The organism is Pseudomonas entomophila (assembly GCF_029478665.1).
Lineage (GTDB): Bacteria > Pseudomonadota > Gammaproteobacteria > Pseudomonadales > Pseudomonadaceae > Aquipseudomonas > Aquipseudomonas entomophila_F.
In genome coordinates this window covers 25,897-34,341 of the sequence record NZ_JARPQB010000060.1, presented here as the reverse complement: position 1 = coordinate 34,341, position 8,445 = coordinate 25,897, and the positions used below count along the sequence as shown (strand labels likewise).

Sequence of the window (8,445 nt, the reverse complement as noted above, 5' to 3'; positions counted from 1 at the left end):
GGGTGGAGTGTGACCTCACCTTTTTCCGCACCAGTGCTGCGGGCCTGCAGGAAAGGTACTACTCGGTAAGGCTCGGCGGCGGGCTGATCGTCCAGCAGAACGTGGCCATGCCCCATGCCGTCCTGCTCAACGAGCAGGAACCGCAGGAGCACCTGGCGATCCGCTATCGGGAGATTTCCTGGGTGCACCATGCGGCGGGGACCACTGGCTATGCGACCTGGGGTGAGGAATGACGGCGCGCAGCGAGCACGACGTCCCGTGGGATGACGACTTCTGGGAAGTGAGCCATGCGGCGGCCCGGCTGACCCAGTATGCCTGCGAGGTGGCCGCGCGGTGTTTGGATGATGGGATGTTGCGGCTGCAGTTCACGCAGGAGATGGCGTATGTCGGGAAGGGCATTGTGGAGGAGGTTCGGACGGGGAGGAAAACGCCGGAGCAAGGGCTGATTCAAATAAAGAAAGAGTATGCCGAGCTGGCTGAGCAATTTTCTCAATATTCAAAACTGGTTGCAGGACTGGCGGCCGGAGTATTACAGGTTGCTGGCGGTGTCGCTGTATGCAAGCTGACCGCAGGGTTCGCGTGTGCTACGGGAGGTATTGCACTCGTGCAGCATGGAATCAATGCAATTTATGAAAATGGCCAAAATATTTTTTCTGGAAGAACCGACACGGTCGGTCCACTTCGAAAAGGTTATCAGGAAGTAGCAATGGCGCTGGGAGGGAAGGCGTCGTATGGGAATGTAGCATATGGCGCTGCAGATATAGTGTTGTCTGGCTTTGGGTTGACTACGCTCGTTGTTGGTCGAAATGCTTGGAGGCTATTTAGGTATATCAGATCTGATATGGTTCCTGCGTACAAAAATATGGGGGCAGGACTTATAGGTTTTGAGCTTGGAGTGAACGTTATGAATGGAGAGTTGATCTGGGTGGAGTTGGAAAATTAATGATTTCCTGGTTGTTTGGATGTTGCGTGGTTGTAGGGGTGTCTGTCGCGTATGCGCTTAGGTATAGGTTTTCTGGAGCGAATTTCAGATGGTTGACTTTTTGGGCGTGCGTTATTTTTAATATTTTTTTTCAACTTACTATATGAGAATTATGGAGCGATCTTATCTGTTGTTTATTGGGTATATGCCTGATTTTAGATATGAAAATCCTGCTGTTGGGTGGTGGTGTATTATTGGTATGTTTATGCACAGCTTTGCATTTCCCGTGCAATGGGAGCCCAAACGATGGTTTAGAAAAAGGTGAGTGTTTCCTACCTGATTATGGGGCGGCGGTGTTTTCCTGAGTCTTGTTGTAGATGAGTGGTGGGGCTTTAGAAAATGCTGAATTATTAGCCTCGGAATGGAACAAGGAATGATCGTTCTGCTCTTCGGGCTTTGTGTGGTGATAGGTATCGTGCTGGCCTATGTTATGAAACTCAGGCTCTCTGGTCGACGGCTTGGTTCATGGATGTTCTGGGGGTGTGTTGGATATAATGTGTTCTTTGTTAGCTATTATCTTAGGGTTGTTCAGTCCTCCTATTTTCTTTTCATAGGATATCGACCTGACTGGTTGGAAGGTAACGCCGTGGTTGGTTGGCTATGTGTTTTGGGTATGGTTTTGCATAGTTATGCCGTGCCTGTGCAAAGGCAGGGCCCTAGACACTAGTGTCCTGTCTCGGAAGCACGTTCTCTTTTGGTGAGTGGCTTGGAAATTCCACAACCCCTCGTCCGCCAGGATGGGTAGGCGGGAACAGGACAGCTTCGGGAAACGGCAGGTGAACACCGTTTGTCTACCTGCGCAGATGGTCGCATGGCATACTGGTTAATGGCATGCGGCCATCATGATCTCCATGCCTATCCCAGTCTGATCTGCTCAAGGAAGATTCATGAAGTTCAAGTTCGCGCTGCTGGCCTCGCTGATTCTGCTTTCACCCCTGGCCCTGGCCGACAGCTGCCGGTCCAATAACCTCGGCGGCCAGGATTGCCGTTACAGTGACGGCACCACCTCCAGAAGCAGGACCAACATCTATGGCGGTCAAGACACCACCTACAGCGATGGCCGCCGCTCCAGAAGCAAGGCCAACACTTACGGTGGCCAGGACACTTCCTATAGCGATGGCCGCCGCTCCAGAAGCAAGGCCAACACCTTCGGTGGCCAGGACACCACCTATAGCGATGGCCGCCGCTCCAGAAGCAAAGCCAACACCTTGGGTGGTCAGGACACCACCTACAGTGGAGGTGGTCGTTCGAGCAGTCGATCCAAATAAGGATACCCGCCACTACAACGCGAAGGGTGAGCGCTGGTAGTGATCCGCCGTCGTCCCGGGGGGCGTTTGGCCAACGACCCTACACACTGGCAGGGCCTCAGCATCGGGTAACTCGTCAGATTGCGAGGGTTTTCTACTCATGGGGCTAGGCGGAGGGTTGACGGAAGTTTTCAGTTGAACCCAATAGTGACTTTTACTCACCGACCGTTGGTTTTTAGTGCTGCTCACTGTAGTGCCACTGGTCGACGAAGGGGGCTGGCCAGTGTCTCGCAAAAAGAGTGTCTCGCAAAAAACGCCGCGCCATCCTCGATTTCATCCGCGAGCGCATCACCGACCAGGCCCAGCCCCCTTCGCTGGCCGACATCGCCGAGCGCTTCGGTTTCGCCTCGCGCAGTGTGGCGCGCAAGCACATCACCGCCCTGTGCCAGGCCGGCTATATCGATGTCACGCCCAATCAAGCGCGGGGCATCCGCCTGGCCGAGCCGCTGCGCCGGCCTGAAATACTCGAACTGCCGGTGCTCGGCCAGGTGGCCGCCGGTGCCCCCATCGGCCCCGACCTCGACATCCACGAGCAATTGCTGCTCGACCCCAGCCTGTTCCGACGCACCCCCGACTACCTGCTCAAGGTGCGCGGCGACTCGATGGTCGACGACGGCATCTTCGACGGCGACCTGGTCGGTATCCGCCAGCAGGGCGATGCCCGTGACGGGCAGATCATCGTCGCCCGGCTCGACGGTGAGGTCACCATCAAGCGCCTGCAGCGCACCCGCGAGGGCTACCGCCTGCTGCCGCGCAACCCGCACTACCAACCCATCGACGTGGGCCCCGAACGCGACTTCTTCATCGAAGGCGTGTTCTGCGGCCTGCTGAGGCGCGACTGATGGGCGCGGTGGTCGAGCTCGACCGCCTGCTCGACCAGCGTCAGGTCTGGCGTGGTCGGCAAGCGCAGGCACGCCCGCTCGGCCTGCAACCCACCGGGCATGTGGCGCTGGACGCGCGGCTGCCCGATGGCGGCTGGCCGGCGGCGGCGCTGAGCGAACTGTTGCTGGCCAGCCCGGGCTGCGGCGAGCTGCAACTGCTCTGGCCGACACTGGCGCGCTTGACCGGCGCGGGCGAGCGGGTGGTGCTGGTGGCGCCACCGTTCATCCCCTTCGCGCCGGCCTGGCAGGCGGCGGGGGTGGACCTGCGCTGGATGGCCCAAGTCGACGCCACGGCGGGCGACGCCCTATGGGCGGCCGAGCAGTGCCTGCGCTCGGGCAGTTGCGCGGCCGTGCTGTGCTGGCCGGAGCGCGCCGACGACCGTGCGCTGCGGCGCCTGCAGGTGGCGGCGGAAACCGGCGAGGCCCTGGCGTTTGCCTGCCGCACGCAACAGGCCGCGCTCAACCCGTCGCCGGCTGCCCTGCGCATCGCCATCGACACCCGCCCGGCGCAGTGGCGGGTGCTCAAGTGCCGTGGCGGCCTGCCACCCGCCACGCCCATCGCCTGCCCGGGGCGGGGCTGANAGGCCCTGGCGTTTGCCTGCCGCACGCAACAGGCCGCGCTCAACCCGTCGCCGGCTGCCCTGCGCATCGCCATCGACCCCCGCCCGGCGCAGTGGCGGGTGCTCAAGTGCCGTGGCGGCCTGCCACCCGCCACGCCCATCGCCTGCCCGGGGCGGGGCTGATGCACCATGCTCTGGGCCTGCATCCTGCTGCCGCAGCTGGCGCTGGACACCGTCCTGCGCGAGCGTGACGACCCCGACACAGCGCTGGTATTGATCGACGGGCCGGCCCAGCGCCGCGTGCTGCGTGCGGTCAACCCGGCCGCCAGCCAGCTGGGCCTGCGTGCCGGGCAGACCCTGACCGCAGCCCGTGCCCTGGCCGATGGCTTCACCTGCGTCGAAGTCGAGCCGGCGCGTATCGAGCAGCTGCAACAGTTGTTGGCCGCCTGGGCCTACCGCTTCAGCGCCCAGGTCAGCCTGCATTACCCTCGCGCACTGTTGCTGGAAGTAGGCTCGAGCTTGCAGCTGTTCGGGCCCTGGCCGCTGTTCGAGGCGCAGTTGCGCCAGGAACTGGCCGCCTTGGGGTTGCGTCAGCGCATCGTGCTGGCCAGCAATCCGGTGGCCGCGCGCATGCTCGCCAACGTCCATGACGGCCTGGCCGTGGCCAGCCCTGACGAGACCCGCGCCGCCGTGTCGAACTTGCCCATCGACCGTGCTGGCCTGCCGCCGGAGGCCAGCACCACGCTGGCGCGCATGGGCCTGCGGCGTCTGGGGGAGGTGGTCGCGCTGCCACGCGAAGCGCTGGCCAGGCGCTTCAGCGCCCAGGTGCAGGTGCACCTGGACCAGTTGCTCGGCCTACGCTCACTGGGGCTGGGCTTTTATCAGCCGCCCGACCGTTTCGAGGCGCGGCTGGAGCTGAACTTCGATGTCGAATCACACCAGGCGCTGTTGTTCCCCCTGCGCCGCCTGGTCACCGACCTGGCCGCCTTCCTGGCCGGGCGGGATTGTGGCGTGCAGCGTTTCGAGCTGCACCTGGAGCACGCTGAAGGCCCGGACACGCGGCTCATGGTCGGCCTGCTGACCGCCGAGCGCGACGCGGCGATGCTCTTCGAACTGGCCCGGGGGCGGCTGGAGCCGCTGCGCATCCCGGCTCCCGTGCGCAACCTGCGCCTGGTCGCCGCGGACCTGCCGGCCTTCGTGCCCCAGCACCGGGTCCTGTTCGACCCGCGTGCCCAGCAGGCCCAACCCTGGGAGCAGTTGCGCGAGCGGTTGCGGGCGCGCTTGGGCGACGAGGCAGTGAAGGGCCTGCGCGCCGCAGCCGATCATCGCCCGGAGTGTGCCTGGCAAGGAACCTGGCAGGAAGGCGTGGGCCGTTTGGTCATCGCCCCGGGCAGTCGCCCTGGCTGGTTGTTGGCGGAGCCACGGGCCTTGTCTGAAGCCGGCCTGCGCCTGCTCGGCAATGCCGAGCGCATCGAGTCCGGCTGGTGGGACGGTGGCGATGTGCGCCGCGACTACTACCGCATCGAGACCCGCGACGGCCTGCGCGGCTGGGCCTACCGCGACCTGGCCCAGCCCGGGCCGCTGTGGTTGCAGGGCTGGTTCGCATGAACACGCCAGGCTATGCCGAGCTGCACTGCCTGTCGAATTTCAGTTTCCAGCGCGGCGCCTCCAGCGCCGACGAACTGTTCCGACGGGCCCGCGAGCAGGGCTACCAGGCCCTGGCGATCACCGACGAGTGCACGCTGGCCGGTATCGTCCGGGCCTGGCAGGCCGCCAAGGCGCATGAGTTGCGGCTGATCATCGGCAGTGAGGTGCAGGTGCACCAGGGGCCCAAACTGGTGCTGCTGGTGCAAGACCTGCGCGGCTACCAGAACCTCTGTGCCCTGATCACCCGCGCCCGGCGCCGGGCACGCAAGGGCAGCTACCAGTTGCTCGGCGAGGACCTCGAAGCCCATCACCAGGGCCTGATGGCATTATGGGTCGCGGGCCCTGACGAACCGTCGGAGTCCGGCCCATGGTTGCGCGCGCTGTTCGGCGAGCGCCTGTGGCTGGCGGCGCACCTGCACCGTGGTGCCGACGACCAGGCCCGGCTGGCGTGGCTGCGCGGGCAGGGCCTGTGTCTCGACGTGCCGCTGGTGGCCTGCGGCGATGTGCACATGCATGCCCGTGGCCGCCGCGCCCTGCAGGATTGCATGACTGCCATCCGCGCCCATTGCAGCGTGGCCGAGGCGGGTGGCTTGCTGTTCGCCAACGGCGAACGCCACCTGCGCCCGCTCGACCAGTTACGGGAGTTGTACCCCGCGCCATTGCTGGATGAGACGCTGAATGTCGCTCGACTGTGCACCTTCGATCTCTCACAACTGAAATACCAGTATCCCCGCGAGCTGGTACCGGAAGGGCACAGCCCCGCCAACTGGCTGAGGACGCTGTGCGAGCAAGGCCTGCCCGGGCGCTGGCCCGATGGCCCGAGCGACAAGGTGCGCGAGGTGCTGGAAAAGGAGCTGGCACTGATCGAGGAACTGGGCTACGAAAGCTACTTCCTCACCGTCCACGACATCGTCGCGTTCGCCCGCCGCCAGCGCATCCTGTGCCAGGGGCGGGGGTCGGCGGCCAACTCGGTGGTGTGCTTCGTGCTGGGCATCACCGAACTCGACCCCATGGTGCACCGCCTGCTGTTCGAGCGCTTCCTGTCCCGCGAGCGCAACGAGCCGCCGGACATCGACGTGGACTTCGAGCATGACCGCCGCGAAGAAGTGATCCAGTACGTGTTCAGCCGCTATGGCCGGCACCGCGCCGCGCTCACCGCCGTGGTCAGCAGCTACCACGCCGCCGGCGCGGTGCGCGACGTGGCGCGGGCGCTGGGGCTGCCGGCCGACCAGGTAGACGCCCTGGCCAAGTGCTGCGGGCGCTGGAGCGACCGCATCCCCGACAATGAACGCCTGGCCGAGGCCGGCTTCGATGGGCAGAGCCCGTCGTTGCGGCGCATCCTGGTGCTGGCCGGCGAGCTGATCGGTTTCCCCCGGCACCTGTCGCAGCACCCTGGTGGCTTCGTCATCAGCGAGCAGCCTCTCGACCAGCTGGTACCGGTGGAGAACGCGACGATGGAGGCGCGCACGGTGATCCAGTGGGACAAGGACGACCTGGACATGGTCGGCCTGCTCAAGGTCGACGTGCTTGCCCTCGGCATGCTCAGTGCCCTGCGGCGTTGTTTCGACCTGCTGTACCGGCATCGGGGGCTTGAACTCACGCTCGCCACGATCCCAGCGGACGATCCGGCCACCTACGCGATGATTGGCCGCGCCGAGACCATGGGGGTGTTCCAGATCGAGTCGCGGGCGCAGATGGCCATGCTGCCCAGGTTGCGCCCGGAGAACTTCTACGACCTGGTGATCGAGGTGGCGATCGTGCGCCCGGGGCCGATCCAGGGCGACATGGTCCACCCGTATCTACGTCGTCGCCTCAGGCAGGAGCCGGTGACCTACCCGTCGGAAAAGCTCCGGGAGGTGTTCCAGCGCACCTTGGGTGTGCCGCTGTTCCAGGAGCAGGTGATGGAGCTGGCCATGGTCGCCGCCGACTACACCCCCGGCGAGGCTGATCAACTGCGCCGCAGCATGGCCGCCTGGAAACGCCATGGTGGTCTTGAACCGCATCGGCAACGGCTGGTCTCGGGCATGCTGCGCAACGGTTACGAGCTGGCTTTTGCCGAGCGCATCTTCGAGCAGATCAAAGGCTTCGGCAGCTACGGTTTCCCCGAGTCCCACGCCGCCAGCTTCGCCCTGCTGTGCTATGCCAGCAGTTGGCTGAAATGCCATCAGCCGGCGATCTTCACCTGCGCACTGGTCAACAGCTGGCCCATGGGTTTCTACAGCCCCGACCAGTTGTTGCAGGAGGCGCGCCGGCAGGGCATCGAGGTGCGCCCGGTGGATGTGTTGCACAGTGACTGGGACTGCACCCTGGAGCCGGTGGGCGAGGGCGAGCTGGCCATCCGCCTGGGCTTGCGCCAGGTGCGGGGCTTCGGCGAAGCGGATGCCCGACGCCTGGAGCAGGCGCGGGCGCAGCGGCCCTGGCGCGATGTCGAGGACCTGTGCCTGCGGGTCGAGCTCGACAGCCGCGCCCGCGGGCGCCTGGCCGATGCCGGGGCGCTGCGGGCGCTGGCCGGCAACCGCCACCAGGCGCGCTGGCAGGTGGCGGCGGTGCAGGCGCAGCTGCCGTTGTTCGCCCAGGTCGAGCCGGCCCCGGAACTTGCGGTGAGGTTGCCGGCACCCAGCGTGGCGCAGGACCTGCATGCCGACTACGACACCCTGGGCACCACCCTCGGCCCCCACCCGCTGGCCCTGCTGCGTTCGCGCCTGCGCGCACTGGGCTGTCGCAGCTCAGGGGAACTGGCGGGTGTCGAAGACGGCGACAACATCGCCGTGGCCGGGCTGGTGGTCGGGCGCCAGCGGCCGCAGACGGCCAGCGGTGTGACCTTCGTCACCCTCGAGGATGAGCACGGCATGGTCAATGTGGTGGTGTGGCGCGACCTGGCCGAGCGCCAGCGGCGGGCGCTGGTAGGGGCGCGGTTGCTCAAGGTCAGCGGGCGGCTGGAGCAGGAAAGTGGCGTGCGCCACCTGATTGCCCGGCGGCTGGAGGATATCAGCCCGTTGCTGCAGGGGCTGGCGGTGCGCAGCCGCGATTTTCACTGAGCCAGAAGGGGCGAAGCGACAGGCTTCCCC

General features: G+C 65.0%; 7 protein-coding genes and 1 pseudogene. All 8 read left to right on the top strand.

Translation table 11 applies throughout. The features are described 5' to 3' along the window. Positions 1-233 (top strand): type VI secretion system tube protein TssD (gene tssD, locus P5705_RS23595; protein WP_277463295.1); only part of this gene is annotated, 233 nt, incomplete at its 5' end. Continuing rightward, positions 230-943, top strand: coding sequence for a DUF4225 domain-containing protein (locus P5705_RS23590; RefSeq protein WP_277463294.1), 714 nt, complete (start codon positions 230-232; stop codon positions 941-943). The genes tssD and P5705_RS23590, both read left to right, overlap by 4 nt. A 926-nt stretch (positions 944-1,869) precedes the next feature. Continuing rightward, positions 1,870-2,250 (top strand): hypothetical protein, encoded by a 381-nt coding sequence (locus P5705_RS23585; protein WP_277463293.1) that lies wholly within the window; start codon positions 1,870-1,872, stop codon positions 2,248-2,250. A 278-nt stretch (positions 2,251-2,528) separates the two neighbouring features. Next, entirely contained in the window at positions 2,529-3,131 is a 603-nt protein-coding gene (gene lexA / locus P5705_RS23580; protein WP_277463292.1) for a transcriptional repressor LexA, read from the top strand. Next, complete coding sequence (imuA, locus tag P5705_RS23575; protein ID WP_277463291.1) at positions 3,131-3,751, top strand: translesion DNA synthesis-associated protein ImuA; 621 nt, start codon at positions 3,131-3,133, stop codon at positions 3,749-3,751. The genes lexA and imuA overlap by 1 nt, the downstream gene beginning before the upstream one ends. 3 nt (positions 3,752-3,754) lie before the next feature. Continuing rightward, a pseudogene (locus P5705_RS23570) lies at positions 3,755-3,913 on the top strand (translesion DNA synthesis-associated protein ImuA); the annotation flags it as partial. Between the two features lie 6 nt (positions 3,914-3,919). Further along, complete coding sequence (locus tag P5705_RS23565) at positions 3,920-5,338, top strand: Y-family DNA polymerase (RefSeq protein WP_277463290.1); 1,419 nt, start codon at positions 3,920-3,922, stop codon at positions 5,336-5,338. Next, entirely contained in the window at positions 5,335-8,415 is a 3,081-nt protein-coding gene (locus P5705_RS23560) for an error-prone DNA polymerase (protein WP_277463289.1), read from the top strand. The genes P5705_RS23565 and P5705_RS23560 overlap by 4 nt, the downstream gene beginning before the upstream one ends. Positions 8,416-8,445 lie beyond the last annotated feature (30 nt).